This is a genomic window from Natronomonas sp. (assembly GCF_036625485.1).
Classification (GTDB): domain Archaea; phylum Halobacteriota; class Halobacteria; order Halobacteriales; family Haloarculaceae; genus Natronomonas.
The window spans coordinates 1-25,615 of the sequence record NZ_JAZKTR010000017.1; the positions used below are offsets into that span (position 1 = coordinate 1).

Below are 25,615 nucleotides of genomic sequence, written 5' to 3' on the forward strand. Positions count from 1 at the left end.
GCCGTCGTTGGCGACGAGCGCGACAGCCCCGTCGGTCGCCCGCATCGTCTCGACGTAATCCCGGAGCGACGCCGACCCGTTGCCGGTGTGAGCGCCGAAGACCTTCCGGACGGCCTGATGGTCGGAGTAATCGAGCAACACGTCACGGATCTCGTCGTCCCCCTCGCTCATTGAACCGTGTGTACGGTTCACACCCGCATAAGTATCATGGGTATAACAGGGGTGGAGTACCCGAACGCGTCGCGTATCGGTGAGGCTTTTTCCGGCCGGCCGGTACCGGCGACCATGGTTCATTACGTGACGACGAACGAGGGGAAGGTCCGCGAAGCCGAGGAGTACCTCGGCGACGACGTGGCTTCGGTGGACTACGATTACACGGAAATCCAGGCCGATTCGCTGGAGGCCGTCGCGGCCGACGGTGCACGGCGGGCCTACGAACACGTCGGTGAACCCGTCATCGTCGACGACGCCGGCCTCTATCTGGACGATTTCGACGGCTTTCCCGGTCCCTACTCGTCGTACGTCGAGGACACCCTCGGCATCGAGCGCGTCGGCCGACTGGCACGGCGGGAAGACGCCACCAGCGCGCGGTTCCGGTGTGTCATCGCCTACTGCGACGGCGAACCCTTCGAGGCGTCACCGGAACCGGTCGACACGGGCGAGCGCCGCGGGCAGGACCTCGCGGCCGACGACCGGGCGACGGCGACGACGGACGAGACTGTCCAGGGACGGGATGTGCCCGTGAAGCTATTCACGGGCGCCGTCCCTGGCACCATCGTCGAACCGCGCGGTGAAGGTGGGTTCGGCTACGACCCCATCTTCGAACACGACGGCACGACGTTCGCGGAGATGGACGCCGAGCAGAAGAACGCGATCTCACACCGCGGCCGCGCGCTGGCGAAGTTCGCCGAGTGGTTCCAAGGACGAACCGCGTGAGTCCTCGGTACCTCGGGGGAGCAAAGCTCCTTGGTGGTTCCAGAGTCGAACGGAGTGAGACTTCGGGGCCTCAGAGGTCCATATTAAGTACCCCCAGCATGCCGCCCGTACGCCTTTGAGGGAGTCGCCCCCCGTAGAGTACATGTCTGTGGATGGAACGGCGCTGATAACCGGCGCGTCGGCAGGCATCGGAAAGGCTCTCGCCGAACGGTTCGCGGCCCGCGGCCACGATCTCGTGTCGGTCGCCCGCCGCGAGGAACGACTCGAATCGTTGGCCGGCGAACTCGACGGCGAGCAGGGAATCGAGGCCCACACCGTCGCGATGGACCTCGCGAGTCGACACGCGCCCTACGATCTGTACGAAGAGACCCAAGACCGAGGAATACAGGTCGATATCCTCGTCAACAACGTCGGTATCGGTACGCAAGGTGCCTTCGTCGAGAACGACCTTGACCAAGAACTCGACCAGCCGCAATTGAACGTGGTGACGCCGACGCAGTTGACCCACCTCTACGGCAGCGACATGGCCGACCGCGGCGAGGGCGGGATTCTCAACGTCTCTTCGACGGCGGCGTGGTTCCCGGGGCCGTTCATGACGATCTACTACGCCTCGAAGGCGTACATGAAATCCTTCTCGGAGGGATTGGCGAGCGAACTCGAACCGGAGGGCGTCTCGGTGACGGTGCTGTGTCCGGGCCCCGTCGAGACGGAGTTCCAGGAGCGGGCCAAAAACGAGGATACGCCGCTCGGCAGCGGCGAGATGCAGGACGTCGAGATGGCCGCCGAGGCGGGCTACGATGGCTTGCAGGCTGGAAAACGGGTCGTCGTCACCGGCTGGACGTTCAAGCTACTCACGGGGGTCGCGATCCGGTCCCGGATAGGCGTCCTCGAAGACTAACTCGTAGACGGCCCCGGGGTCGAACACCCGGGCGAAGGCGTCGGGAGACCGAACGCTGACGTCCATGTGCTTTTTGAGGTTGGCACCGGCGGCGGCGCTCTGAAGCCGACCGTTCAGCGTGACGATATGGGGTGCATTCCCCTCATAAGCGGCCGCCAGCGCCGGGGTGTCGCCCTCGGACTGGTCGACGACGGTCGCTTCGGCTTCGATTTTCACGCGCCAGTCGGCGGCCAACTCCCCGTCCGCGAGGTCGGCGATGACCGACTCGGCGTCGTCGAGAAGCGGGTCGGTCACGACCAGTTCGAGCCACGAATGCCGGCGGACGTGGTCGAGGGCCTCGCGGGCGGCCTCGCCGACCAGAAGGTCGGCAGCCAGCACGTCCGCGTCGGCGACGATGCGCGTGTGGTCCGGGCCGTTGTCGCTATCGCTCATCACGCCGCTCCCGGAGTGAGGTCCGAATCGCATCGAGCGATACGTCGTAGGCCTCCCCGCGTTCGAAGAGGTCGTTCCACGTCATACGGGTCGATATCTCGCCCGGGCATACATAAGTGCGACCGTCGCCGCGGTGTGTCGACTGGCTACTGGTTGAGACGCCACCAGACGGCCCCGGCGAGAAACGCCCAGCCGACGTTCGTGAGAACGGCGAGACCACCCATCCCCGCGACCAGCCACGGCCGGTCGGTCGCCTCGAAGGCGACCCGAGCGAGCGACGCCGCGACGACACAGAGCAACACCCCCAGAAGCGCCATCGGGAAGGCGACGAGGAGTCCGGCGAACAGCGCGAGGCCGACGTAGAGTCCACCGGCGACGAGGTTCGCCGTCGCCGTCCGGGCACCGAAGGCGTGCTTACCGGCGAGACCACCGGAGCCGTGACACATCGGTACCGCACCGAGCGGGACGGCGAGGAGGTTCATCGCACCCATGCTCTCGGCGAGTTCGTCGGACGAGACGTCGGCGTCGTAGAGGTCCGACAGCAGAAGCGACGTCGCGACAGCGGCGTTGCCGACCGTCATCGCCAACTGGGCAGCGAGTCCCTCGACGGCGCCGAGCGAGAGCGTCGGCGAACCGCTCGGAAAGACCGCCAAGGCGGGAACTGATGGTGCCGGAACGCCACCCGTTGTCCCAGCCCACAGCGCACCGGTCACGAGGACGGCGAGGGCTACGGCCCGACGGGAAACCAGCGCGACGACGGCCGCGATGGCCACCCCGACGCCCGCGACGGTCGGTGAGACGACGACGAGGTCGGCGGCCGCCACGACGAGCAGGCAAGCGACGGCGAACTGGACGCCACGAACGACGGGTTCGCCGACGTGTGTCGCCACGACCGTGAGCACGCCGGTTCGGCCGGCGACGAGCAACAGGAGGCCGGCCAGCAGGCCCGCCGCGACGAGGTCACCGTAGCTGATGGCGCCAGCGATCGCCAGTCCCGCGAGCGCCTTCATCGGCTCGACCGACAGCGGGAGGCCATAGTAGACGCCCCACACCGCTTGGAAGACAGCAAAGCCCGCCAACAGATGTGGCAACGAGGCGGGCGTCAGTACTCCGAGTGCGACGACGAGCGGCAACACGGTTATCGAGTCGCCGATGGCGCCGGTCACCTCGCCCACCGACGTCGAGAATTTCCGTTCGATGGCCGCAGCCGTCGCCATGGCGGACGAAAACGCCCGACATATATGTCATTTTCCAGTAATTAAAGTGCGTTGCGGCACCCGTGGTGCGAAATCGAAACCAGTTACCCCTCCGGAACGGGAGCCTCTCGACGTCGTATAGCAGAGTGGCACCGACACCCGATCGAACTGAACGGTGAGACGGTCATCACGGGCGATGTCGGTGCGCGCCGCCGGTCACACGCTCGTCTGACGCGGATTTATGTAATATCCCCGCATGCGAACGGATGGGCGCGCATCGACGGCCTCAAGTTCCCCATCCTCCCCATCGCGCGCCCGTGTTCTTAATCAGCCCTTTAGAATCGTCTCTACCTCGTCGAGCGCCGACCGCTCGGCGATGAGCGCGACACGGTCGCCAGCCTGGACCTCCGTCCGGGGCATCGGAATCGTCATCGGCTCCTTCCGCCGTCCGTGGGCGTACAACCGGGCATTCCCCGGCAGGTCGACCTCGACGACCCGCCGGCCGACGACCGGCGACCCGTCCGGAATGTCGAACGTCGTCGCCGTCAGCGTCTCGGTGAGTTCCGCCAACACGTTCAGGTTCCCGCCGAGCAACGCCGTCTTGGCGCCGGCGGCACCCATCCGCTCGGGGTAGATGACCTCGTCGACGTCGGCCGCGTACTTCTCGTAGATCTCCTGCCGGTAGTCCTCGTCGATGCGAAGCACCGTCCGACAGTCGTAGCCCTTGGCGATCATACAGGCGGTGAAATTGACGTTCAGGTCGCCGGACAGCGCAGCGAGCGCGTCCGCGTCCGCGATGCCCGCCGCTTCGAGTACGCGTTCGTCCTCACCGTCGCCCTCGATGATCTCGAGGCCCGCTTCGCGGGCCGCCGCGGCCTTCTCCGGGTCGTTATCGACGATGACGACGTCGTGACCCTCCGAGGCGAGGATCTTCGCGGTGCGCATCCCGACCCGGCCGTAGCCGACGATGACGAACTTCATGCACCGTGGTATGTCACCACAAAACAAAAAGGTGTGCGCCGAACCTACGCCCGACCGACGACCCGGGTCTGTTCGTGGTTCGGGAAGACGTTCGTGACGACATCCGACCCCCAACGCTGACGCATCCGCTCGCGGAGTTCCGTCTCGTAGTCGCCTTTCGGGACCTCCTCGCTCGGACCCGATTCGACGACCAGATGGGCGTCGACTAAACGGTCGACGGCACCGCGGCCGAATCCCGAAAGCGGCGCGACGTAATCGATGCCGTGGCGGTCCTCCAGGCTCTGGGCGACCGCCCGGGAGACGGTGGGCACTCGGTCGTCACGGCGCGTCCCGTCGGCGACGACCTCGTATTCGGCGGCGACGGCCTCCAGGGCCGCCTCGTGGACCTGCTGGATCCCCCGTCGCGGATAGCCGTCCTCGCGCATCTGTTCGGCGGCCTCGTCGGCGACCTCGCCGTCCATCTCGATCTCCTCGAAGGGAAAGCCGAGCGCGTCGGCGGCCTCGCGGGCGTGTTCCCAGTCGTCGGTGACGCCGAAATGCGCGGTCACGAGCGTGACGTCGTAAAAGCCGTCGAGCAAGAGGGCAGCGAGCGACGAGTCCTTTCCCCCGCTGAACAGCAGTCCGCACTCCATCTATCGGCGCCGGATGTCGAAGCTCTTGGATTCGGGTTTCATCTCCTGCAGGAGCTCTTTCATCTTCTCCTCGTCGATTTTACCCTGCAGGCGGCCGCTCTGGGCCAGCGCCACGATCTGCTGTTCGACCTTCTCGCCGAACTGCGGCTTGGACATCTTCACCGAGTTGAGTCGCTGCCGTGCGCCGTCGGTCAGCGACTTGCGGAGCATGGCCTTCTTCTGGGCCTCGGCCTGCTGACGCTGGGCTTCAGCGGCCTCCTGTTGGGCCTCCCCGCCGCCACCGCGCTGTTCTTTGAGCTGTTCCATCTTCTTCTGTCGAAGCTCATCGAGTTCCTCGTCGGTAGGTTCGCCACTCATATTCGTCTAATACTCGTGAACACAGAAAAATGATTCCGAAAGCCGGCCGACTAATCACCTCGTTGCACGAACCGCCAGAAAAACCGGCTGTTTCGACTCCGTCTCGTAGCGTTCCGGACACGCCTCCGCGAACGCCTCGGTCGGCTGCGGTTCGACAACCCGGTCGATCGTCAGCCCAGCGTCTATGATCGGGTTGAGCATCGCTGACAGCGGTCGACGATAGGAAGGGATGTTCACGTCCCGTACGTCCCAGTCTTTGGTCCGTCCCTCGACCGCGAAGTAGTTCTCACCATCCCCATCGAAGAACTCGTCGAATGGATGTTTGACCGATAAGACGACGAAACCGCCCGGATTCAACACCCGCGCGAACTCCCCGAAGAGTGGTTTCCAATCCTCGATATAGTCGAGAACCAGCCCGCTGACGATGCCGTCAAAGTTGTTGTCAGCGAACGGTAACGGCTCTGCAAGGTCGGCTTCGTGAAATTCGACGTCCCCCTCGACCCGAGTTCGAGCCTCGGCGAGCATCGCTTTACTCGCATCGACCCCGACCACCTCTGCGCCTTCGGAGAGTAGCCACTCCGTATACAAGCCGGCCCCACAGCCGGCATCGAGGACGCGTTTCCCGGCCACTTCGGGTATCAACTCGGTCGTTGCCGGAAACTCCAGATGTGCGTTATACGGATGTCCTTCGACGTCCTCGATGTAGGCCGCGGCGATTTCGTCGTAGACGTCCGCGGCGCTTCGGTCCTCGGAGGGCATCGCTGACTATCTACCAGTCCTCCCTGTTTGTGCTTTTCTCCATACGGGAGGAACAGAACAATCTCAGGGGAGGGGTAGTCGAACGTAGAAAGCATCCGCGAGCGCCGTCAGGCGCGAGCGGTTCTACCGCGCCGTAGGCGCGGGACCGAGACCCGACCATCGGGAGGGTCGAAGTGTCTTTTTCATGAAAGTTTTTGCCGGCGCGGCTTCGCCGCGCCGTGCAAAAAGTTTCAGGCGTAGCGCTCTAGTTCCGGCCGGTCGAGCTCTTCGATAAGCTCTTCCGCAGTTTCGTCGAGAAGGGTGCGACCGTCGCCGGTGAGGTCGCGGCCCTTGTCCTGGGCCTGCTGGACGTAGCCTGCGTCTTCGAGCTGCTGGAGGATGGTACGGATGATGTTGCCCGAGCCGTCGGACTGCCGTTCGGGGCGGACGCGGTAGCGGTTCGTGCCGTTGATGGAGTCGCCGTAGGCGGTACGGAGGCTCTGGACGCCGACGGGGCCGTTGTCAGCGACCTTGCGGAGGAGGCTGGCGGCGCGAGTTGCCCAGAAGTCCTCCTGCTCGGGGGGCAGTTCGCGACCGGAGCCGGTCTTCGTGTAGGTGATCCAGTCGGGTTCGTCGAGTTCGTCTTCGAGCTTCTCGGCGACCGCCTCGATCAGGTCCTCGGCGGGCACGTCGTAGAGTGTCGTCATTACGTCCCGATTCCCGTCGATTGCGTTTAACGCTGTTGGTCCATCCCGGCCCGTGTGACACATCAACGGTCGGCGGCCAGTGCCGCGGCGACACCGCCTCCGATGAACGTCGGGAGCCAGTATATCGCGCCACGGTGGAGCACGATGGCCGCGGCTGCGGTCGCCGCGCTGACGCCGGCAAGCGGAACGAGGAGGCCGATGAGGGCGGCTTCGACCCCACCGAGACCGCCCGGAAGCGGCGTGACGCTGGCGATAGCGCCGACGGGAACGGCCACGAGGACGGCCTCCGGTGACACGGGAACGCCGATAGCGTAGAACGCACACCACAGCGCGGTCGCCTGAGCGATCCAACCGACCGTCGAGAGGCCGATGGCAGTCGCCAGCGAGCGCCGGTCCGTGGCCACGTCCTCCAGCGAACGAAAGAAGCCGTCGACGCGGGACTGGATCGCCTTCCGTGTCGGCACCGACAGTCGAGGCACTCGGCGGCCGACGGTCTTCGCGATGGGCGTCAGCGTGCGCCCGATGCCGGCTTCCAGCCGCTCGCGGTTTCGCCACGCCAGCACACCGGCGATCGGCATGCCGACGGCCAACAGGACGACGGCGGCAGTTGCCAGTCGGAGTTCGTCGCCGGCCGCCGCGGCGACCGAGTAGTAGGTGACGCCGATGAGCGCCAGCGCAGTCGAGGGAACGAAGTTGATCGAGTCGGCGCTGGCGATCGCGGCGAGGGCGTTCTCGTAGGCGGTATCGGCCGATTCGGAGATAAGGAGCGCGCTTATCGGTTCCCCGCCAGCCTGCCCGAACGGGGTGACGTTGTTCGAGAAGAGTACGCCAGCGTAGACGGCGACTGCACGCGGTGCCGAAATGGGCGCCCCGAGCGCCGAGAGGACCGTCGCGAGCGCGAGCGCCCATGCGACGAGCCAGACGACGGCAGCAGCGAACACGGCGGTGATACCGGACGCGCTCGCCATCGACAGCACGGCGAACAGTTCCTCGAGACCCACCAGCCACGCCAGCAGTGCGAGCACGGCGATCGCGCCGGCGAATCCCGCGACTGTCGCACGGACGTCGAGACGCATCGTTCGGGGTATCGATTGGCCATCGTTTCAACGCACCGATGCGCCTATGCCGCCGGCGGGCGACGCCTCCGGCATGGACGAACGGGCGGCACTTTCGCTCGTCGGCGAGCACGTCGACGCTGCGGGCGACGATTGTGCGGTCGTCGACGGACTCGTCGTGACGACCGACATGCTCCACGAGACGACGGATTTCCCCGACGGGACGACTCGATACACGGCAGGGTGGCGAGCGGTCGGCGCCTCGCTTTCGGACGTGGCGGCGATGGGTGCCGATGCGACGGCTGCCCTCGCCATCTACGGCGCCCCCGAGTTCCGGGACGGCGAGATAGCCGACTTCCTCCGCGGGTGTACCGACGTCTGCGAGGAAAGCGGCGCCGAATACGTCGGTGGCGACCTCGACGGCCACGAGGAGTTCACCGTGTCGACGACAGCCCTCGGAGAAGTCGGTTCACCCGTCTACCGGTCGGGAGCAGAACCCGGGGATTCCGTCTGTGTGACCGGGACCTTCGGGCGGAGCGGCGCAGCCCTCCGGCTGTTCGAGGCAGGCGATACCGAGCGCGCCAATGACCTGTTCCGGTTCGAACCGCGGGTTGCGGCCGGCCGGGCTCTCGGTGGGTACGCGACGGCGATGATGGACTCCAGCGACGGCCTCGCGCGGTCGCTCCACCAGTTGGCCGAGGCCAGCGACTGTGGGTTCGACGTATCGTACGACGCCGTCCCCATCGATTCTGCCGTCGACGAGGTGGCCCGCGATGCCGACGACCGACTGGAACTCGGCGTCCACTTCGGTGAGGACTTCGAGTTAGTCTGTACGCTGCCGTCGGCAACCGTCGAGGAGGCAAAAGCCGCCGCCCCGGTCGAGGTGACGGAGATCGGGGCGGTCACCGAATCCGGAATAAGAATGGACGACGAGCCGCTTTCGGACCGTGGCTACACCCATTAGACGCCGGTCAACTCGAAGGGAACCGGAGTAAAGCAGAGCGCCCCGACGACGAACGTGAGGATGCCGAGCGCGATTCGCTTCCTGTCGAGCGGTTCGTCGAAGACGGGCGTGGCCGGTCCCACGTAGGCCAACCCGAGAGCGATGAACCCCCAGAACGTCCACAGGACGGGCGCGTTGACGCCGACGTTGGCGAAGACGTAGAGGTAGCCCGCGAGACCGAAAAGCCCCATCGGGACGAGGGCGGCGATGGTCTCCGAGCGGTCGCCGGTCATCGCCCTGATGATGTGGCCGCCGTCGAGTTGGCCGACCGGCAGGAGGTTGAGGAACGTGACGAAGAAGCCGATCCACGCGCCGAAAACGACGGGACTCGTGACGAGGCCGGGGTCGCTATACTCCAGCGGCTGGCCGGTCGCCCACGCGAGGAACTGCAACAAGAGCGGGTAGCCGATGTCCAGTTGGATGGCGTTTTCATTCTCCAACACCCCCTGCGGTACCGAGACGGGGTCGAGATACAGGCCGACGATAGCGACGCCGACGGCCGCGATGAGGCCCGCAATCGGGCCGGCGATGCCGATATCGAACAGCGCCTTCCGGTCGGGGATGCGGCCCTCCATCTTGATGACGGCGCCGAAGGTGCCGATGAAGGTCGGCACCGGGATGAAGTAGGGTAGACTCGCCTGTACGTCGTGGTACCGCGAGAGGGCGTAGTGGCCGAATTCGTGAACGCCGAGCACGCCGAGGACCGCGAGGGCGAAGGGCCACCCTGCGAGCAGATCGAGCGGCCCGTTGACGGGTTCGTAATACCAGATGGTGCCGGCATACAGCGTCGTCAGGATCGTCGCTGCGAGCATGGCGATGTTCGTCCACGGGATGCCATCGATGCCGACGCTTCGGGGTTCGGCAACCAGCGCCTGCCGTTCGGTCGTGACCGCGACGCCGGTTATCGGGTCCTGTTCGGAATCGGGGACGACGTCCAGTCGCACCTCGTAACCGTGTTCGCGGAACAGCGGCCACAGCTCACGCTCCATGCGGCGGTATTCGACCAGCGGCCGACCGTAGTAGACGAGTCGGCCGTTGTCGTCGACCTCGACGTCGTCGGTCCGGAACGCCGGCAGGAGCGCTTCCGGTGACGGGCCGTCGTGGTCCGCCTCCGGGTCGCGTATGCTCATCAGGAGAAACGTAGGGATTGGCGGGGATAAATCCCCTGACGGCGGCCAACGAGGAAGGAATCGAAAGAGCGGGGACCGGCGGGGAAGCCGGTGTCAGGTCGTCATACGGACAGTTGTAGTCCGTATCAGGCGTGGTCGACGCGCCACGTCGTCGCCGACGTGTAGGACCACTTCTCGATTTCGAGGTCCGTCGCGGAGTCTTTGAGCTTGACCATCAGCGCACCGATCTCCTTGGGCGAGAGGTCCACGTCGTCGGCGATGAACTTGCCCTTGATGTATACCTCTCCATCCTCGGCGCGGTTACGGAGGTAGCGTCGGAGCCGCGTTTCCTTGCTCTCCGTTTGCGTCGTAGCGCTCATCTCTGACACCTCACTCCCGCCTATCCCCCGGATTAGCATATAAAGGGTGGAAGCTTAGGGTCGATTCGGCCCGATTCGGAGGAAAAAGCGGGAAAAAGGTACGTTTCACTATCGATTCAAACCCACCGATATATTTTATAGACCATTCTAAGACTTTCTAATATTATCTATACTATCTGAATAATCCCATTCGTTTCACGTTCTATACGTCAGTCAAAACGATGTTTGGCAGAAAATACTGCCGCATAGAGCCACGCTACAGTCCGCGCCCGCTACGGTCAGTCCCGCTGGTGGACCCAGAAGGTCTCGGCCTCGGTGACCTCCTTCTTGAAAAGGGGGACCTCGTCTTTCAGGCGGTTGATGCCGTCCTCGACCGCTCGGAACGCCTCCTCGCGGTGGCCGGCCAGGACGACGACGAAGACGATGTCCTCGCCGGCCTCGATGCGGCCCGTGCGGTGGTGAAGCCGTACGTCGAGAACCCCCTCGCGCTCTTCCAGTTCCGTCTCGATGGTTCGCATCCGCCCTTCGGCGACGCCCTCGTACTTCTCGAATTCGAGAGCCGTCGTTCGCGGGTCCTCCTCTCCGTCCTTCGGGCGAACGCGGCCGGTAAAGGTGGCAATCGCGCCGGAATACTCGGCTTTCGGTGATTCCTTGACCGACGCGACGAGCGATTCCAGCGTCTCGTAGGGTTCGGTGTCGTGGATGGCGTCGACGGTCGCCTCCACGTCGAGGGATTCCGCGTCGTCAGCCTCGACGAGAGCGTCCTCGGCGTCGCCGCCGACCACGATCTGTGGCACCCGCGCTTCGGAGACCCCGAGCACGGCAGCGTAGTCGTGGTCCGGCGCGAGTCTGTCGAGGGCGTCGTCGGGCGACAGGTCATCGCCGGCGGCTTGCCAGCCATCGTCGAGCGTGTATTCGGTGTCAGCTCGGGCGGCCGCGAGGCCGCCGTCCGTCGCCGCCTCGCCGATACGAACCACACCGAACCGTCCATCGAGTGCGGACACGAGACGCCGGAGCGCCACCTCCGCGTCCGCCCCGGATACCGCGAAAGCGTACATATCACACCAGTTCGACCGCTGGGGCTTGTAGGTGTCGCCGGCGGGCGTCCGGTCTTGACAACCCTTAAGACCGAAACACGGCAACCTGACCCTAATGAGAATAGTCGTTTCTATCGGCGGGAGTGTGCTGGCACCCGACCTGAAGGCCGACCGGGTCGAAGCCCACGCCGCCGTCATCGACGAACTGGCCGACGGCGGCCACGAAGTCGCCGCCGTCGTCGGCGGGGGCGACGTCGCACGGGAGTACATCGGCACCGCACGGGACCTCGGCGCGACCGAGTACGACCTCGACGCGCTGGGTATCGACGTGACACGACTGAACGCCCGCCTGCTCATCACTGCCCTCGAACGCTCGGCCATCTCCGAACCGGCCGAATCCCACGAGGCTGCCCGCGCCTCCCTCCGGCGTGGCGAGGTGGCCGTCATGGGCGGGACCGTCCCCGGCCACACCACCGACGCCGTCTCCGCACTGCTCGCGGAGATGGTCGAGGCCGACCTGCTGGTCTACGCCACGAGCGTCCCCGGCGTCTTCTCGGCGGACCCGAACCGCGACGCCGACGCCGAGCGGTTCGACCGACTGACCGCGAGCGAACTCGTCGATGTCATCTCCTCTATCGAGACGAGCGCAGGGTCGAACGCGCCCGTCGACCTGCTCGCGACGAAGATCATCGAACGCTCCGGCATCCGAACCGTTGTGCTCGACGGCAACGAACCCGAACGCGTCGCCGCCGCCGTCGAGGGCGAAGAGTTCGACGGCACCGAGGTTGTCCCGAATGAGTGACAACGACCTCTACGACATCGGCACGGGCAAGCAACGGGCCTTCTGGGCGGACGCAGTAGCCGACGAGATCGAGGCGCGGAATCCCGACGAGCCGATCATCATCAAAGGCGGCGTCTCCCCCTCCGGCGTCCCGCATCTCGGCCACTTCAACGAGATCATGCGCGGCTACTTCGTCGCCGAGTCGCTCCGTGACCGCGGCCACGAGGTCCGACAGGTCTTCACGACCGACGATAAGGACCGCTTACGAAAGCTTCCGCGGCGACTGGCGGACCTCGAATGGGACGTCGTCGGCCTCGGAGAGGTCGACGCCGGCGCGCTCGGCCGCAACCTCGGCAAGCCCTACACCGACGTTCCGGACCCCTTCGGCTGCTGTGACTCCTACGGTGCCCACTTCACGGAACTGCTCTCCCGGTCGGCCGAAGCCATCGGCGTCCCTATCGACGTCGTCTCCAACACGGAACTCTACGAAAGCGGCGAGTTCGACGACGCGGTTCGACACGTCCTCGAACACCGCGAAACCGCTCGCGAGGTCCTGAGCGAGTTCCAGGAGAAGGTCGACGAGAACTACGTCCCCTTCTTCGCCCAATGCGAGGAATGTGGCAACCTCACCGAGACGATCACGAACGTCGATCTCGAATCGGAGACTGTCGACTACGTCTGCGAGGACGTCGAGGCCGGCGACGACGTCATCGAGGGCTGTGGCCACGAGGGGACAGCCACCTTCCGTGAGGGCAAGATGCCGTGGCGCTTCGAGTGGCCCGCCCAGTGGCAGGTCCTGGGCGTCGATTTCGAGCCGTTCGGCAAGGACCACGCCGAAGGGTCGTGGCCCTCCGGCAAGACCGTCGCCCGTGAGGTCTTCGAGTTCGAACCGCCGGTTCCGATGGTCTACGAGTGGTTCACGCTCAACGGCGAAGCCCTCTCGTCGTCGTCGGGAAACATCATCACCGTCGACGAGGTGCTCGAACTGCTCGAACGGCCCGTCCTCCGGTATTTTTTCACGAAGAACCCGAAGAAACAGCGGGACTTCGACGTGGGGAGCCTCGACCGCCTCGTCGACGACTTCGACCGCTTCGAGGCCGTCTACTACGGCACCGCCGAGGGCGAGGTCAGCGAGGACGAACGGGAGCGTGCCGACCGCGCCTATCCGATGGTCGTCGGCGAGGTGACCGACGCCCAGCCGGTTCGCGTTCCCTACACCTTCGCCGCCGTCCTCGGGATGACGGACAACCGCGACCTTCGGGTCCAGATGGCCAAGCGCTCCGGCCACATCCCCGAGGACGCGAACGAGGCCGAGATCGACGCCGCGCTCGAACGGGTCGAAAAGGCTCGTGCGTGGGCGGTCCGCACCGACAACGAGTTCAACTACCGGCTCGCCGAGGACCTTCCCGACGTCGACTTCGAGCCGGAACTGGAAGCCGCCCTGGACGACCTCGCCGACTTCATCGAGGCCGAATCCCCGGACGCCGATGCATTGCAGGGCGAGATCTACGAGACCGCAAAGGACAACGACGTTCCCGTCGGCGACCTCTTCGAGGCCGGCTATCGGCTCTTCCTCGACGAGGCGCAGGGGCCACGGCTCGGACCCTTCCTCGCGCCGATGGATGCGGAGTTCGTCGTCGACCGGCTCCGACGCGAGGCCTGACGAACGTCCACGGACGAAAGGTCGGGTTTTTGGCGTTCGCGTCCTGTGTTCAGGATAATGAATACGCTGTGGTGGATACTGGTCGGCATCCTCATCTACACGTCGGTCGCGATGGCGCTGAGCGCCCGCGGGGTGTTACCGCCGTCCTTCCGGGTGTCGGGACCGATACTCACCATCCACACGAAGCGTGGGCGCGCGTTTCTGGACTGGCTTGCGAGCCCGAAGCGGTTCTGGCGCGCGTGGGGCAACTTCGGCGTCGGCATAGCCATCGTCATCATGTTCGGCTCGTTTTTCGCCGTCCTGTTTTCGGCCTACAGCGTGGTGACCCAGCCGCAGGCGGCGACCATCGCACGCCCGCAGGACGCCCTGGTCATCCCTGGCGTCAACCAGTTCCTTCCGTGGACCGCCGCCGTCGATATCCTCATCGGCCTGCTGGTCGGGCTGGTCGTCCACGAGGGGGGCCACGGCCTGCTGTGTCGCGTCGAGGACATCGATATCGACTCGATGGGTATCGCCCTCCTCGCATTCCTCCCGCTGGGCGCGTTCGTCCAGCCCGACGAGGAAAGCCAGGAGGCGGCCGACCGCGGGAGCAAGACCCGGATGTTCGCCGCCGGCGTCACGAACAACTTCCTCGTGACTGCCATCGCGTTCGGCCTGCTCTTCGTGCTCGTCGGGAGTTTCGTCACCGTCGTCCCGGGCGTTGCCGTCGGTGGCGCCCTGCCGGGGTCGGCGGCCCAGGACGCCGGTATCGAACGCGGCGACGTCATCACGGCCGTCAACGGCCAGCCTATCGACGGCGAAGACGACTTCGAAGCCGCGCTGGCCGACGCCGACCGCGAGGTGACCGTCGATAGACAGAACGGCGAGGCCGTCACCGTCGAACGGAGCCTCATCGTCACGCGCGCGGTGGTCGACGCGCCGCTTTCGGCCGGCGACGAGATACGTGCGGTCGACGGCGAGCGAGTACAGACCGGTTCGGAGTTCGACGCCGCGCTGGCCGACTCCGAGGTCGTCGAACTCGAAACCGAAAACGGAACCGTTCGGCTCCCGGTCGGCACGTTCGTCAGTACCGTCCCCGGTGACGGCCCGCTCGGAACCGACGGCGGCGCCCCCGACCAGCCCATGCTGATCCACAGCGTCGACGGCGAGCGGACGCCGAACCCGGAGGCCCTGACCGACGTCCTCCGAGACACCGAACCGGGCGAAACCGTCGAAGTCGTCGCCTACCACAACGAGGACCCCGACGGAACCGACCCGTGGAACGGCGCCCGCCACACCTACGAGGTGACCCTCGGCGAGAACCCGCAGGGCGACTACGGCTTCCTCGGTATCGGCGGGATTCAGGAGGGCACGAGCGGACTCGTCATCAACGACTTCGGTATCGACACCTATCCCGCCGACCAGTATCACTCATTCCTCGGTGGGTCCGGAATGGGTGAAGACCCGATTAACACCTTCATCACGCGGGTGTTCGTCATCCTCGTGTTGCCCTTCGCCAGCGTCGTCGATCCGAACCTCGGCTACAACTTCGCCGGCTTCAACGGTGCCATCACGAACTTCTATACGGTCTCCGGCCCGCTGAGTGCGGGCCTCGTCTTCGGCCTCGTCAACGCCCTCTTCTGGACCGGCTGGGTCAACATCAACCTCGGTATCTTCAACTGTATCCCGTCGTATCCGCTCGACGGCGGCCATATCCTCCGGTCGTCCGTCGAGGCGGTGCTGGCGCGATTGCCCGGCGACACCACGCCGACGACGGCGACCGTGATCACGACCAGCATCAGCGCCGTGATGATACTCAGCCTCCTTGGATTGCTGTTCGTGCCGCAGCTGCTCTCATAGTCGTCCACTTTTTATATGACCCGGCGGCACAGCCGCTGGCTCGACAAGAATAGAGGATTCAGAAAGCAGTCGATGTCGTCAGGAGTCGTCCCCCTGTGCCCGGATGGCTCCGGTCAGCCCAGCAAGTAGCCGAGCTGTGGGTACTTTTCGACGAGCGCCTGACCGTCGATTTCGTACTGTTCGACGTAGGTGTCGAGCCCGAGGATACGTCCGGCCCCGAAGGCGGCCACCGACAAGAACACCAGCATGTACATGAAGTCGCTGTTGATGGGGCCGTGGGCCATGTCCCAGTTACCGAAGTAGAACATGAGCATCATGAGCGCGCCGAAGAACGCCGCGAGGCGAGTCATAAACCCGACGATAAGGCCGAGTCCGATGGCTGTTTCGCCCCACGGGACGGCGACGTTGACGAACTCGATGAACCACGGTGTCTGGCTCATCCAGAGGAACATCCCCTCCAGTGGGTTCCCGTTGGCCGCAGCGACGTTTCCGAGATACCCCTGTGCAGCGAAGCCACCGAGGATCTTCTCGACCCCGGAATAGAGGAAGGCGAACCCGATGACGAGACGGAGCGCGAGGACGAACCACGCGCTGAGCGAGTGGGCACGTCCTTCGACGGTGAAGCCACCGATGGTCGATCGGAGTTCGTTATAGCGGGTCTGAGCGTCGGTTGTAGTACTCATACCAGAACATAGTATCAATAGAGTGATAATGCCATCTCAGAATCCCGGACCGTGGGACTGACGAATTAAATCACGATTCATGACATATCGTCGATACATGATTTGTTAGCGGCTGTTTCGTCGATAGAGATAAGAACAGCATCTCGTGGCCGGTTCTATGACGTCTACGTCGTCTCGAAAACAGGGAGAGCCGTGGAGGGGAAGCGGGGACCGGGTGAGAGCCCGGGTCGGTTTCATACGGATTGTTGTAGTCTTTTACCGGCGAACGCCGAACCGTACCGGGCGTTCGCCGGTAATTTGTTACAACGATCCGTATCAGCAGGTAGCGATGCGCCACGTGGTCGCGGAGGTGTAGGACCACTTCTCGATCTCCAGCCCCGGGACGTTCCCCTGGAGCTGGGAGAGGAGCGCGCCGATCTCCTTCGGGGAGAGGTCCACGTCGTCGGCGATGAACTTGCCTTTGACGTAGAGGTCGCTGTCGGCGCGTTCGGCTTCCGCACGGAGATACTCGGCGAGGCGCTTTGCTTTCCGGGACCGATACGGGGACTCGACGGTGGAGGTGTTCGTACTCATGCGTTGGGGGTGTAACTGTGACCGACGATCGCACACGCCGCGTTGACGGCGAGGGCGATGCCGACGGCGCTCGCACCGACCGCACCCGAAAAGAGGGCGGCGACGATGACCAGCGGCAACAGCGCGGCGGACCAGAAGGCCATCGCGCGGACGCCGGTGAGGAGGCGGTCGGCAAGGGCGGCGACGAGCCGACGGCGGTCGGCGGTCGCGGGGGACAGTCGTGAGGGCGTTGCGCTTGACATGGGGCTCTTCTCGCTTCACTCTGGGACCGCCATTACCATATAAAGACCACAGTCTTCCGATGAATTCGGCTCGATTCGAGGAACAGGACGACCTTTCATCGTCTTTTTCGAATCTTAGAGACGTTTCGAAAAGCCGTTAGAAGTTTTATAATCTCTTCTAATTCGTTATCTCCGGATTTCCGAGGAGATGGACATCGAACCAGGGGCTGGAGCGTCTCCCTCGCCGGACTCAAAAACACCATTATCCGCGGGTCCCAAGCCCGTGATATGGTACGACGCCGACCGCCGGGTACCGAGGAAGGGTGGTACGCCCTTCACGATCTCCGGCGCATCGACTGGGAGGCGTGGCGGAACGCGCCACAGGCTACGAGACAGCGGGCCATCGAGGAGGGCATCGAGTTCCTGCGGTCTCACGAGGCCCTCGACGACTCCGAGGAAGGGGGAAGTGCGGTCTTCTCCGTCGTCGGTCACAAGGCCGACCTCATGATACTGCATCTCCGCCCGACGCTCGAACACCTCGACCGCATCGAACGGCGGTTCGAGTCGACGGCGTTGGCGGAGTTCACCGAACGGGCCTCCTCGTACGTCTCCGTCACCGAGGTCTCGGGCTACATGCACGAGGACCTCACCGACGGCCTCGACGACATCGAGGACGAGGGGATGCGCAACTACATGAAACAGCGCATCTATCCCGAGGTTCCCGACGCGAACCACGTCTGCTTCTACCCGATGGACAAACGTCGAGGGCCCGAGAACAACTGGTACGATCTCCCCTTCGAGGAGCGTGCGGAGTACATGTCCGCCCACGGCGACATCGGCCGGGAGTACGCCGGCAAGGTCACCCAGATCATCACCGGCAGCGTCGGCCTCGACGACCACGAGTGGGGCGTCACCCTCTTCGCGGACGATCCGACCGACATCAAACACCTGCTCTACGAGATGCGGTTCGACCCCTCCTCCTCGAAGTTCGCGGAGTTCGGCCCCTTCTACGTCGGCCGGCAGTTCCCGCCCGAGGACCTGCAGGCCTTCTTCGACGGCGAGGCCGTCCCCACCGACGAGGACCTCGACGGCGACTCCCTCGACGTTGGGTCCGAGGGACATCCCCAGACTGGCGGCGAGGACGCATCCCACGCACACGGCGAGGCCGACGACGGCCACGACGAAGGTGACTCCGGTGGAGGCGGCCGCCCCTCACCCGGCGACGCCCCCCACGAGGAGATCGACGCCAGCACCTTCACCCGCAAAGCAGGCACATACGGCGTCGACGTCGCCGACGGAGATGCGGGCTACGGCCTGCTCTTCGAATCCGGCGCCGACGAAGCGACCCTCCACGAGGAGGTCGAGGAGTTGAGCGGGAACTTCGACCACTACGACACCCACGTGAAGACGGTCGTCACGACCGACGACGACTCCGTCGCGGTCGTCTCGCTGTGGGCCAACGAACGCGCCGCCAACACCGCCTCCGGCTTCCTCGCGGACCTGCCGGGCGCCGACGACGGCATCGGCGCCGCCCTCACCGAGGACGAGGACGGGGGCGAATCCACGGACGGAAACGACGAAGCCGAATCCGAGGAATCCTCCGGCGGCCGTCCGTCCTCCGGCGACCCGCCGCACGAGGAGATCGACACCGACGAGTTCGCCCACCGTGTCCGTCGGTTCGGCATCGACCTCGAGGACCACCCCGATGCGGGCTATGCCCTCCTCTTCCGGTCGACGACGGCCGCCGAAGACCTCGTCGACGAGGTCGACGGCCTGCGGGAGAACTTCGAGCACTACGACACCCACGTGCTGACGACCGTGCGCGCGGACGCGGGCGATACCGCCGTCGTCTCGCTGTGGGTCAACGAACGCGCCGCCAACACCGCCTCCGGCTTCCTCTCGGACCTCTCGGGGGCCGGTCCCGGCGTCGGGACGAACCTCGAAAGCGACGAGGACGACGACGAGGATGCCGACGCCGAAACCCACGGCACCGACGAGGACGACGCCATCCGCGGCGAACTCGACGACCTCGATATCTACGCCGGCCAGCCCCACGGCGAGGACGTCTACGCGATGGTCCTCTACTCGGAGGCCGACTCCGAGGCGTTGAGCGACGAACTCGGCGACCTCCGCGAGCGGTTCGAACACTACGACAGCCACGTCAAGTCCGCTGCTTACGCGGACGAGCACGACGGCGACCGCACCGCCGTCGTCTCCATCTGGGAGACCGAAGACGCCGCCGAGAAGGCCGGCGGGTTCCTCTCCGAACTCCCGGGCATCGTCTCCCGAGCCGGCGAGGAGGAATCCGGCTTCGGCACGATGGGCATGTTCTACACCGTCCAACCCGACTATCGCGAGGAGTTCGTCGAGACCTTCGGGGAGGTCGGCGAGGCCCTCGACGACATGGACGGCCACCTCAACACCCGCCTGTTCGTCAACAGCGACGACGAGAACGACATGTTCATCGCCAGCCAGTGGACCGACAAGGACGCCGCGATGGCGTTCTTCCGCTCGGAGGACTTCCGAGAGACCGTCGAGTGGGGCCGCGAGGTTCTGGCCGACCGTCCACGCCACGTCTTCCTCGCCTGACCGTTCGGTTTCGCGCTCGTTCGGTCACACACCTACCCAAAACCCATATTCCTGCTCCGAGTGGCCGACGTATGGCCCTCCAGCCACTATCGATCCTCTATACCGGCGTCTTCCTCGCTGTCGTCGCCGGTCTGTACGGATGGTTCATCGGAATCCTCTGGTCGCCGTTCCTGCTCACCGAGCGCTTCCGGCGGCTCTTCGAGTCGCTGCCGCCGTTCGAGTGGCTCCCGAACTACGTACTGTGGATTCCCCTACCGGCCGTAGTGTGGGGCTTTTTCTTCGGTGCCGGCATCTCGCTGAGTCGTGACGTCCTGTCACCGGGAAAGGCATCGGAACTCTACGCGGCGGGCGTCGACGGAATCGTCATTGCAACAGCCGTCTCGCTGGTCGTCTGGCCGGTCGTCCTGCTGTACGTGCTCCCCCGCAAGAACCTCGACTGGGACCCGAACGGCTACTCAGCGAGTACGGTGCTGCTCGTCGTGACGAGCCTCCTCTGGTATCTCGTCTTCCTCATCGGACCGGCGTACGTCATCAGCGTCTTCGCCGGGTTCGGGGATGCGATGACTGGACCCTAAGCCGGCGGGGCATGCCGCCCCCAGTATCGGCACCTTCGGACGACGGCACAACGTTTAGTTCGCCGCCGTCTGTGTGTTGTTGTCATGAGTCTCCATTACGAGTCCGCAGTCGACATCGCCGAGGGAGTACGGAACGGCGAGTACGACCCCGTCGACGTCGTCGAGGAGTTCATCGACCGCATCGAGGAGCGCAACGAGGTGACGAACTCGTTCGTGACCGTACTCGGGGACGAAGCGCGCGAGCGCGCACGCGAGGTCCGCGAGCAGGTCGAGAACGGCGAGGGCGAGGACCTGCCGCTGGCGGGCGTCCCGCTTGCGATGAAGGACCTCTCCGAATCGAAAGCCGGCGTCCGGAATACGAAGGGGCTGAAGCCGCTGTCGGACAACGTCGCCGATTCGACGAGTCCGACCATCCAGCGGCTCGAAGCCGCCGGTGCGGTCATCGTCGGCACGACGAACACGCCCGAACTCGGCCACAGGGTCCGGACCGACAACCTCCTGCAGGGGCCGACGGGAACGCCCTTCGACCCCGAGTACAACGCGGGCGGATCTTCCGGCGGATCGGCCGCCGCGCTGGCCGACGGTCTCGCCGCACTGGCGACCGGTTCCGACGTCGGCGGGTCGCTTCGAAACCCTGCCTCCTGCTGCGGCGTGGTCTCGGTCAAACCCAGTCACGGTCTCGTGCCGCGGGGCAACCGGACCAACGGCTTCCGGGGCCACACGCCCGTCGGCGTCCTCGGACCGATGGCTCGCGACGTCGAGAGCCTCGCCGTCATGCTCGATGTGGAAGCCGGCAAACATCCCTCGGACCCCTTCAGCGTGCCCAAGCAGGACGGCTACGCCGAGGCGGTCGCCGACGCGCCGGCCCCTTCGGACCTCGATATCGCCTACTCGCCGGACCTCGATATCTTCGCCGTAGCGCCCGAGGTCCGGGAGGCCCTCGAATCGACGCTGGCCGACCTCGAACGCGAGGGCGCGACCGTCGACCGGGTCGACCTCGATACCCCGCCGAAAGGCGAGTTGACCCACGTCTACAGTCTCACCGTGACGACCTTCTTCGCGACGAGCGTCGCCGAAGTCGACGAGTCGCTCGATATGGACCTGCTGGAAGATTACGCCGACGGCGTGCCGACGGAACTCCAGTCGCTCGTTGGCATGGGCCGAAGCAACGAGGCGATGGACATCGCGACGGCCGACTTCCCGCGGACCGACCTCTTCCACGCCATCGACCGGGTCTTCGACGACTACGACGCGCTGGCCTGTCCGACGCTTGCGACGCCGCCGCTGACCCACGACGAACCGATGCCGACCGAGATCGACGGCGAGTCGACGACCGGAATGCCGACCGACTGGACGATGGCGTGGCCGCTGAACCTGACCGGCCATCCCGTCGTCAACGTCCCCGCCGACCCCGTCGACGGCCTCCCCATCGGGATGCAGCTGGTCGGCGAGACCTACAGCGAGGCCGAGTTGCTGGGTATCGCGGCCGCGCTGGAGGAAGCCAGTCCGTGGGACTATCCGAGCTGACCTCTCCCTTCACGTCTCGTCGGGCGCCGCCGTCGAGGAAGGAATAAAAACGTTAGTCGTCGGCCGCCGCCGCGTCGGAGCCGTCGGCATCGACCGCGGCGTCGTCCTCGATGCTCGGCGGGTACTTCCCGCGGTCGAGTTCCAGATCGGAGAGTGGCCGGGCCATACAGGTCAGGGCGTACTTCTCGGCTTCCTCCTCGGTGAGGCCACGGGCGGCCGGTTGTGCGACCTCGCCGGAGACGATCTCGGCGGAACAGGCCAGACACATCCCGACGCGACAGGAGTACTCCTGTGCGATACCCTCCTCGATGCATCGGCTGAGAATCGTCTCCTTGTCGGAGACCGTGATCTCCTCGCCGGTCCCGACGAACTCGACGGTGTAGTCGGTCATGCGTGAGGCCTACGTCCAACCCCGACAAAACTCTTTACCAACATGTCTCGCCCGCGCGGGAACAGAAGTCGGCCTACTCCTCGGTTTCGGCGTCACGCTTCTCGACGACGCTCGGATGCATCGTCGGGTCGTCGGGGTGGTAATCCTCGAAGGCTTCCGCCATCACTTCCATCGATTCGCGCTCGCGACGGCGTCGCTCTTCCTCGTCGATCTCCTCGACCCCCGGCGGCACCTCGCGGTCCCGCTCGGTGAAGTACCCCTCCGGGGCGACCCAGTCGTGGTAGAACGGAACGTCGGAGTCGTGAACCAACGTCAGCGCGACGTCCGCGCCGTGGCCCGCACAGACGACCGTCTGGTGTTCCTTGCCAGCGATACGACCGGCCGCATAGAGGCCGTCGACGTCGGTCCGGCCGTCGTCGTCGATGTCGACGTAGGTCTTCGAGCCACGCTTGGTGAGGCCGATCGCCTCGATATCTTCCAGATAGTCGCTGTCGGACCACGAGGTGACGATGACGTAGTCGGCGACGAGGTCGAACTCGTCGTCGGCCTCGACGCGAATCTGGAATCCCTCCTCGGTCGGCTGGAGGTTCGTCACCAGTCCCTGCTCGAAGAGACACCCATTGCGGCCCGCCTGTTCCTCCAACAGGTCGAGGAACAGTCGGGAGTTGACACCCGCCGGGAAACCCGGCACGTTCTCGAGGTGGCTGTTCCGACAAAGGATCGACTCGCCGTGGTTGATGACGACGGTATCGAAGCCGTTCCGCGCGGTGAAGGTGCCCGCCGTCAGACCGGCGACGCCGCCGCCGACGATAGCGACGCGTGGTTCGTCTGTCTCGCTCATGATCCGCGTTTCGACGGGTCTCCCTACAAATACCCCGGTTTAGCTGCGTGTGGGATACGGATATACATCGAGTTCGGTAATGGCTCGACTGCAACCACCTCGAACGCCCTCAGCCGGCCGAGGCCTCCGCGTGTAGCGGCCTCTCGCGTGGCTGGTTCCGAAGAAGAAGAGCCGAACAGAGGGGTTGATGACCCACCCTCACCGGTTACGGGACTTGAACGTGTTCATCCCCAACACGCTATTTAGCGGGCACTTCTGTATGTAGCCGGTCACCAGGAGGATGGCACCGATCAGTACGAGTATCAACGACATGAGTGCTTGCGGTATCGGCCCTGCGGCCACGCGCAACATCCCGACGTAGCCAACGATTCCTACGATGACGAGGGCTGCACCGATTACGAACCGCCCGATCCTGTCGTAGCCACCCACGTTTTTGTTCATGATTATCGCCAACTGTGATATACGGTATCAAATATAATAAAAGCGATGATTCTGTAGGTCACCTCCTGTATTCAGGATTTGAACGCCATCTAACGGCCGAAAGCGAACGGAAATGTCGAGTTCATCAAATGATGGATAAACATTATTAACCAGGTGTTCACACGGGTCGGAAAGATGGGACCCCGAACGGCATCCAGCCAATTCCCCTAAAGACCGCCACGAGTGGAAGGCGGGACGGTTTAAGCCATCCGTGCCATAGCCACGCCCGTGACGCAGTACGTACTCTACGGCGGCAAGGGCGGCGTCGGCAAGACGACCTGTGCCGCGGCGACCGCGCTCAAAAAGGCTCGCAACGGCCATCCCACGCTCGTGGTCTCGACCGACCCGGCACACTCGCTTTCGGACGTCTTCGACCGGGAGGTCGGGTCCGAACCGACCCACCTCCGCGAGGACCTCGACCTCTGGGCCGTCGAAGTCGACTCCGAGGAACGCATCGGCCAGTATCGCGGGCAGGTCAGCGCCGCCCTCGACGAACTGGACGACCTCGGCATCTCGCTGGACGAGGGTGACCTCGACGACGTCATCGAGGCCGGCGTCGCTCCCGGAACCGACGAGGCCGCCGCGATGGACCTCTTCGTCGACTACATGGACGACCCGCGCTACGAGTACATCGTCTTCGACACCGCGCCGACCGGCCACACCCTCCGCCTGCTGAAACTCCCCGACGTGATGAGTTCCGCGATGGGGAAACTCATGACGGTCAAATCGCAAGTTTCGACGCTCGCTGATTCGGTCCGCACCTTCTTCGGAAACGACGACGACGAGGACGAGGATGAATCGCCGGACGTCGACGTGGACCTCGAAGAGCTACAGGAACGCATGGACCGCGTGGCCGAGGCGCTTCGGGACCCCGAACGGACCGAGTTCCGGCCCGTCCTCATCCCCGAGACGATGGCCATCCTCGAAACCGAGCGCCTGCTGGCGGAACTCGACGCCTACGACATCCCCGCCGGTCGCGCCGTCATCAACAAGGTCATCGAGGACCCGACGCCGGACTGTGACCTCTGTCAGTCACGCTATGCGAGCCAGCAGCAACGCATCGAGGAGGCCCGCGAGACGTTCGACCTTCCGCTGACGCTTCTGCCCTTGCTCCACGGCGAGGTCCACGGCCTGGATGCCGTCGAAACCATCGCCGACCGCCTCTGACCGAAGGCTTAGGGGGCTTACATCCCAACGAAGGGTGTGGATACCGTCGAGGTTTCGACTGTCGTCTACCTGCCGCCCGAAGAGGTCTACGAGTTCCTGCTGGATTTCCCCGGCTACGCGCGGTACTCGAAGCATCTGACCGACGTGCGCCAGCACGGCGACGGCGCCCCTGGCACCGAGTACGAACTGGATTTCGCGTGGTGGAAACTCGAATACACGGCCCGTTCGCGGGTGACCGACGTCGACCCACCCGACCGAATCGACTGGCGCATCATCAAGGATATCGACGCCGTCGGCCAGTGGCTCGTCGAACCGACCGAGGACGGAACCGCCGTCACCCTCCGGGTCGAATACCATCCCGACTCGGCCAACGGCGACGCCCTCCGTCTCCCGCGATTCGTCTCCTTCGACTGGGTCATCGAGAAGGTCAAGCCGAAAGTCAAAGCGGAAGCCGAACGAGTCGTCCGTCGAATCGTACGCGACCTCGAGGGGCGAAACCGGGACGTAGCCCTCGAAATCGAGACGGCGTGAGCGGCGCTACTCGGCCTCGTAGTCGCCGCCGTACTTCATGAAGAAGTAGCCGAGACCGAGCGTCGTCACCAGCACGAGGAACGTCGCCATCGTCAGCGAATACACGTTATCGGGAATCTGGATGGGCGGACCCTCGTCGCCGCCGCCGACTTCGATCGTTTCGACGTCCTCGCCGACGGCGATACCTCCCTTCATCCCCTGTGCCTCGTGGGGTTCACACTTGTAGGTCGTGATACCGACGTCCTCCTCGGTGAACTCGTACTCGTAGGTGTAGCCCGCCTCGCTGACGACGT

The 25,615-nt window shown here is 64.9% G+C and carries 29 protein-coding genes; 11 read left to right on the forward strand and 18 right to left on the reverse strand.

Annotation, left to right across the window (positions count from 1 at the left end; translation table 11 throughout):
- The first annotated feature begins 285 nt into the window (after positions 1-285).
- Both V5A53_RS03185 and V5A53_RS03190 read left to right on the forward strand, forming a co-directional pair.
- Entirely contained in the window at positions 286-936 is a 651-nt protein-coding gene (locus tag V5A53_RS03185) for a non-canonical purine NTP pyrophosphatase (protein WP_332312120.1), read from the forward strand.
- Positions 937-1,078: 142 nt separating this feature from the next.
- Positions 1,079-1,834, forward strand: coding sequence for an SDR family NAD(P)-dependent oxidoreductase (locus V5A53_RS03190; RefSeq protein ID WP_332312121.1), 756 nt, complete (start codon positions 1,079-1,081; stop codon positions 1,832-1,834).
- On the opposite strand, the gene V5A53_RS03195 is transcribed toward V5A53_RS03190, so the two are convergent.
- The 8 genes from V5A53_RS03195 to V5A53_RS03230 form a co-directional block, all read right to left on the reverse strand.
- A complete protein-coding gene (locus V5A53_RS03195) occupies positions 1,784-2,266 on the reverse strand; it encodes a DUF7384 family protein (protein ID WP_332312122.1) in 483 nt (160 codons plus the stop codon). The genes V5A53_RS03190 and V5A53_RS03195 overlap by 51 nt on opposite strands.
- 146 nt (positions 2,267-2,412) lie before the next feature.
- Positions 2,413-3,483, reverse strand: coding sequence for a putative sulfate/molybdate transporter (locus V5A53_RS03200; RefSeq protein WP_332312123.1), 1,071 nt, complete (start codon positions 3,481-3,483; stop codon positions 2,413-2,415).
- A gap of 306 nt (positions 3,484-3,789) precedes the next feature.
- A complete protein-coding gene (locus tag V5A53_RS03205) occupies positions 3,790-4,443 on the reverse strand; it encodes a potassium channel family protein (protein WP_332312124.1) in 654 nt (217 codons plus the stop codon).
- Positions 4,444-4,487: 44 nt separating this feature from the next.
- Entirely contained in the window at positions 4,488-5,075 is a 588-nt protein-coding gene (locus V5A53_RS03210) for a DUF7411 family protein (RefSeq protein WP_332312125.1), read from the reverse strand.
- On the reverse strand, positions 5,076-5,432 hold the full coding sequence (locus V5A53_RS03215) for a DNA-binding protein (protein WP_332312126.1): 357 nt from the start codon (positions 5,430-5,432) through the stop codon (positions 5,076-5,078).
- A gap of 54 nt (positions 5,433-5,486) precedes the next feature.
- Complete coding sequence (locus tag V5A53_RS03220; RefSeq protein ID WP_332312127.1) at positions 5,487-6,191, reverse strand: class I SAM-dependent DNA methyltransferase; 705 nt, start codon at positions 6,189-6,191, stop codon at positions 5,487-5,489.
- A 230-nt stretch (positions 6,192-6,421) separates the two neighbouring features.
- Positions 6,422-6,877 (reverse strand): 30S ribosomal protein S19e, encoded by a 456-nt coding sequence (locus V5A53_RS03225; RefSeq protein ID WP_332312128.1) that lies wholly within the window; start codon positions 6,875-6,877, stop codon positions 6,422-6,424.
- 62 nt (positions 6,878-6,939) lie between these two features.
- Positions 6,940-7,953, reverse strand: coding sequence for a lysylphosphatidylglycerol synthase transmembrane domain-containing protein (locus tag V5A53_RS03230; RefSeq protein ID WP_332312129.1), 1,014 nt, complete (start codon positions 7,951-7,953; stop codon positions 6,940-6,942).
- Positions 7,954-8,026: 73 nt separating this feature from the next.
- On the opposite strand from V5A53_RS03230, the gene thiL reads away from it, so the two are divergent.
- Positions 8,027-8,896: a thiamine-phosphate kinase gene (gene thiL, locus V5A53_RS03235; RefSeq protein ID WP_332312130.1), complete on the forward strand. Its 870-nt coding sequence runs from the start codon at positions 8,027-8,029 to the stop codon at positions 8,894-8,896.
- Here thiL and V5A53_RS03240 read toward each other — a convergent pair.
- The 3 genes from V5A53_RS03240 to V5A53_RS03250 form a co-directional block, all read right to left on the reverse strand.
- Positions 8,893-10,065, reverse strand: coding sequence for a site-2 protease family protein (locus V5A53_RS03240; protein WP_332312131.1), 1,173 nt, complete (start codon positions 10,063-10,065; stop codon positions 8,893-8,895). The two genes, thiL and V5A53_RS03240, sit on opposite strands and share 4 nt — an antisense overlap.
- A 125-nt stretch (positions 10,066-10,190) precedes the next feature.
- Positions 10,191-10,424: a DUF7123 family protein gene (locus V5A53_RS03245; protein WP_332312132.1), complete on the reverse strand. Its 234-nt coding sequence runs from the start codon at positions 10,422-10,424 to the stop codon at positions 10,191-10,193.
- Between the two features lie 278 nt (positions 10,425-10,702).
- Complete coding sequence (locus V5A53_RS03250) at positions 10,703-11,482, reverse strand: molybdopterin synthase (RefSeq protein ID WP_332312133.1); 780 nt, start codon at positions 11,480-11,482, stop codon at positions 10,703-10,705.
- A 94-nt stretch (positions 11,483-11,576) separates the two neighbouring features.
- On the opposite strand from V5A53_RS03250, the gene pyrH reads away from it, so the two are divergent.
- From pyrH to V5A53_RS03265, 3 genes are read left to right on the forward strand one after another with little or no spacing between them, the layout of a single operon-like run.
- Complete coding sequence (gene pyrH, locus V5A53_RS03255) at positions 11,577-12,263, forward strand: UMP kinase (protein WP_332312134.1); 687 nt, start codon at positions 11,577-11,579, stop codon at positions 12,261-12,263.
- Positions 12,256-13,905: a lysine--tRNA ligase gene (lysS, locus tag V5A53_RS03260; RefSeq protein ID WP_332312135.1), complete on the forward strand. Its 1,650-nt coding sequence runs from the start codon at positions 12,256-12,258 to the stop codon at positions 13,903-13,905. Before pyrH ends, lysS begins: the two co-directional genes overlap by 8 nt.
- 57 nt (positions 13,906-13,962) lie before the next feature.
- Positions 13,963-15,744 carry a site-2 protease family protein gene (locus V5A53_RS03265; RefSeq protein ID WP_442928584.1) on the forward strand — a complete coding sequence of 594 codons (1,782 nt, stop codon included), beginning with the start codon at positions 13,963-13,965 and terminating at the stop codon, positions 15,742-15,744.
- A 113-nt stretch (positions 15,745-15,857) separates the two neighbouring features.
- Here the strand turns inward: V5A53_RS03265 and V5A53_RS03270 are convergent, their stop codons facing one another.
- From V5A53_RS03270 to V5A53_RS03280, 3 genes are all read right to left on the reverse strand, one after another.
- Positions 15,858-16,427 (reverse strand): DoxX family protein, encoded by a 570-nt coding sequence (locus tag V5A53_RS03270; protein ID WP_332312136.1) that lies wholly within the window; start codon positions 16,425-16,427, stop codon positions 15,858-15,860.
- A 315-nt stretch (positions 16,428-16,742) separates the two neighbouring features.
- Positions 16,743-17,000 carry a DUF7123 family protein gene (locus V5A53_RS03275; protein WP_332312137.1) on the reverse strand — a complete coding sequence of 86 codons (258 nt, stop codon included), beginning with the start codon at positions 16,998-17,000 and terminating at the stop codon, positions 16,743-16,745.
- Positions 16,997-17,242 (reverse strand): hypothetical protein, encoded by a 246-nt coding sequence (locus tag V5A53_RS03280; RefSeq protein ID WP_332312138.1) that lies wholly within the window; start codon positions 17,240-17,242, stop codon positions 16,997-16,999. The genes V5A53_RS03275 and V5A53_RS03280 overlap by 4 nt, the downstream gene beginning before the upstream one ends.
- Positions 17,243-17,509: 267 nt before the next feature.
- On the opposite strand from V5A53_RS03280, the gene V5A53_RS14535 reads away from it, so the two are divergent.
- From V5A53_RS14535 to V5A53_RS03300, 3 genes are all read left to right on the forward strand, one after another.
- Complete coding sequence (locus tag V5A53_RS14535; protein WP_442928669.1) at positions 17,510-19,810, forward strand: heme-binding protein; 2,301 nt, start codon at positions 17,510-17,512, stop codon at positions 19,808-19,810.
- Between the two features lie 71 nt (positions 19,811-19,881).
- Entirely contained in the window at positions 19,882-20,385 is a 504-nt protein-coding gene (locus V5A53_RS03295) for a hypothetical protein (RefSeq protein ID WP_332312139.1), read from the forward strand.
- An 84-nt stretch (positions 20,386-20,469) separates the two neighbouring features.
- On the forward strand, positions 20,470-21,912 hold the full coding sequence (locus V5A53_RS03300; protein ID WP_332312140.1) for an amidase: 1,443 nt from the start codon (positions 20,470-20,472) through the stop codon (positions 21,910-21,912).
- Between the two features lie 52 nt (positions 21,913-21,964).
- On the opposite strand, the gene V5A53_RS03305 is transcribed toward V5A53_RS03300, so the two are convergent.
- The 3 genes from V5A53_RS03305 to V5A53_RS03315 all read right to left on the reverse strand — a co-directional run bounded on the left by V5A53_RS03305 (position 21,965) and on the right by V5A53_RS03315 (position 23,585).
- Positions 21,965-22,303, reverse strand: a complete 339-nt coding sequence (locus V5A53_RS03305; protein ID WP_332312141.1) for a 2Fe-2S iron-sulfur cluster-binding protein — start codon at positions 22,301-22,303, stop codon at positions 21,965-21,967.
- Between the two features lie 73 nt (positions 22,304-22,376).
- Positions 22,377-23,144 (reverse strand): FAD-binding protein, encoded by a 768-nt coding sequence (locus V5A53_RS03310; RefSeq protein ID WP_332312142.1) that lies wholly within the window; start codon positions 23,142-23,144, stop codon positions 22,377-22,379.
- A gap of 198 nt (positions 23,145-23,342) precedes the next feature.
- Positions 23,343-23,585, reverse strand: coding sequence for a YgaP family membrane protein (locus V5A53_RS03315; RefSeq protein WP_332312143.1), 243 nt, complete (start codon positions 23,583-23,585; stop codon positions 23,343-23,345).
- 267 nt (positions 23,586-23,852) lie between these two features.
- Here V5A53_RS03315 and V5A53_RS03320 point away from each other — a divergent pair, with 267 nt between their 5' ends.
- Positions 23,853-24,791 (forward strand): ArsA family ATPase, encoded by a 939-nt coding sequence (locus V5A53_RS03320; protein ID WP_332312144.1) that lies wholly within the window; start codon positions 23,853-23,855, stop codon positions 24,789-24,791.
- 36 nt (positions 24,792-24,827) lie between these two features.
- The gene (locus V5A53_RS03325) at positions 24,828-25,322 is read left to right on the forward strand and encodes a type II toxin-antitoxin system RatA family toxin (RefSeq protein ID WP_332312145.1); all 495 of its coding nucleotides are present in this window, start codon (positions 24,828-24,830) and stop codon (positions 25,320-25,322) included.
- A 6-nt stretch (positions 25,323-25,328) separates the two neighbouring features.
- On the opposite strand, the gene V5A53_RS03330 is transcribed toward V5A53_RS03325, so the two are convergent.
- A partial coding sequence (locus V5A53_RS03330; RefSeq protein WP_332312146.1) for a plastocyanin/azurin family copper-binding protein occupies positions 25,329-25,615 on the reverse strand: 287 nt, incomplete at its 5' end.